The sequence below is a fragment of the Spongiibacter sp. genome, from assembly GCF_041602295.1.
Taxonomy (GTDB): domain Bacteria; phylum Pseudomonadota; class Gammaproteobacteria; order Pseudomonadales; family Spongiibacteraceae; genus Spongiibacter.
On sequence record NZ_JBFIGO010000183.1, the window covers coordinates 1 to 2,663 of the forward strand.

Here is a 2,663-nt window from a genome sequence, read left to right on the forward strand (position 1 = left end):
ACACACCCTCTTTTTCAGTAAAGGCGCGATCATACGCGTCGCGCTGCCCTTCGGCCAGAGGCAGCGCTGAGGCGGCCAGCTCGGCGTTGTAATCGCGACCAATGTACTGGTACATCGCCGGCACCACAAACAGGGTAAACAAAGTGCCAATACTCATCCCCGAGGCAATGACCATACCCAACGAGAAGCGCGAGGCCGCGCCCGCGCCGCTGACCGCCAGTAGCGGCAACATCGCCATAACCAAAGCCGCTGTGGTCATCAATATCGGCCGCAGGCGAATAGAAGCGGCCTCCTCAATGGCCTCGCGTTTGCCCACACCCTGCTCCTGCAGACGGTTGGCAAAATCCACCATCAAAATACCGTGCTTGGAGATCACGCCGATAAGCGTCACCAAACCAACCTGGGTATAAATATTCAGGGTCATACCGGGAAACGCCGTCAGCTGCATGCCATTAGTTAAGGCAAAGACATTGATACACAGCAGCGCGCCGCATACCGACATGGGCACGGTTACCAAAATGATTAGCGGATCGCGGAACGATTCAAACTGCGCGGCCAGCACCAGGTAAATAATCAGCAGGGCAAAGGCAAAGGTGCCTACCAACGCGCCCCCCTCCTGCTTGAACTGACGCGAGCTGCCGCCGTAGTCCAACTGAAAATTGGTCGGCATAATGTCCTTGGCAATGCCCTCGAGTAATGCCAGCGCCTCCCCCTGGGTGACATCCGGGCGCGGCACGGCAATGATGGTATTGGCATTGAGCTGCTGGGCGTGGGGAATGGAGCGCGGCTTGGTGGTTTGCACCACCTCGACCAGGGTTGAGATCGCCATCAACTCGCCATTGCCAGCGCGGGTGTAAAAGCTCGTTAACTGCTCGGGATTCAGGCGCTCTTCGCGCTGCACCTGGGCAATCACCTTGTAGGAGCGGCCCATATAAGAAAAACGGTTGACCTCGGCGCCGGCCATCATCGCCGCTAAATCCGTGCTGATCGTTTGCATATCCACGCCAAGCAGGCCGGCTTTATCGCGATCGATAACGATTTCCGCCTCGGGTCGGTCGAAATTCAACTGCGACGCCACATAGAAAAAGCGCTTGCTCTGCATCGCCCGCTTCACTAATTCGTCACCCACCTCGGCAAGCAATGCCGGCTCGGCCGTCGATTTGAGAATAAACTCCACCGGATAGCCCTGACCGGGCGTCGGCAACGGCGGCGGCTGAAAGGTCGCCAGACGCAGCGGCGCCACAGACACCATGCTTGCGCTCAGGTCGTTGGCGACATCGCCCATACTCTTGTCTCGGGCATCCCAGGGAGCACCGATCAAACCCATAAAACCTTTATTGCTCGCCATGGTAAACGCAAAGGTGTGGTCAACCTCGGGGTGAGCCAAGGCCAACTCCTGCGTCGCCAAAAAGGCCTCGGCAAAATATTCCGGAGACGTATAGCCATCGCCTTCGGCAATCACCCCGGCAAAACCTAGGTCTTCAGCCGGCGCCAGCTCGCTGTCACTACCCTGATAAAGGAAGTAGCAAGACAGCAGTACCACAAGGCCAAACACGCCTATCACATGCACCTGATCCATCGCCGCATGTAAACGCTGTTTGTAGCCCAGCCGCCAGAATTCAAACCGCTCGTCCAGAAAGCGCTCCAAACGGCTGCCGCCCTCGGCGCTGTGCGGCTGCAATATTCTGGCGCACATCATCGGCGTCAATGTCAGAGCGATCACCCCGGAAATCAGTACAGCGCCTGCCAGGGTAAAGGCAAACTCGGTAAACAGTTTTCCTGTCATACCGGTTAAAAAACCAATGGGCGCGTAGACCGCTACCAGCGTGACGGTCATCGTAATCACCGGCCCCAACAGCTCTCTGGCGCCAAGCAGCGCCGCCTGCCGCGGCGCCATGCCCTCCTCAATATGGCGGTGGATATTCTCAAGGACAATAATGGCGTCATCAACCACCATACCAATGGCCAACACCATCGCCAGTAGGGTCAGCAGATTGATGGAAAAGCCCAGCCAATACATCAAAAACAGGGCGCCCACCAATGACAGCGGTACCGTGACCGCAGGAATCATCGAGCTGCGCAGTGAGCCCAAGAACAGAAAAATCACCACGATGACGATCAGTACCGCCTCGACGAGGGTGCCCTGCACATCGCTGATCGCCGCATTGACATAGACCGTGCTGTCATAAGAGATATTGCCTTCAATCCCCTCAGGAAGCGCTTTGTGGATGGCCGGCCAGCGCTTGCGAACCTCTGCCGCCACCTCCAGCAAATTCGCGTCGGGGCGCACTTCTATACCGATAAACAATCCGGGCTCGGCATCCCAGTGCGCCACAAAGTCATAGCTTTCGTCGCCAAAGACCACATCGGCCACATCACTTAAACGCACCAGCTGGGTGCCCTCACTGCGCAGCACCAGCTTGCGAAACGCCTCAGCGCTGCGCAGATCGGTATCAGCCGACACCCCGACTTTCACGTACTGCCCCTTGGTCTCACCCACCGCTGACAACACATTTTGACGACGCACCGCCGCAAAGGCCTCTCCTGGGGTCATGTCATGGGCGGCCAGCCGCTCCGGATCGAACCAAATACGCATTGCGTAATTACGCCCGCCCAGTATCGATGCCCGCTCCACACCATCGAGAGCCGCCAACTCGGGTTCA

1 protein-coding gene is annotated in these 2,663 nt (G+C 57.8%); it reads right to left on the minus strand.

What is annotated here, in order from left to right:
* Positions 1 to 2,635 (minus strand): efflux RND transporter permease subunit (locus ABYM29_RS15465; RefSeq protein WP_372865689.1); only part of this gene is annotated, 2,635 nt, incomplete at its 3' end.
* Between the last annotated feature and the right edge of the window lie 28 nt (positions 2,636 to 2,663).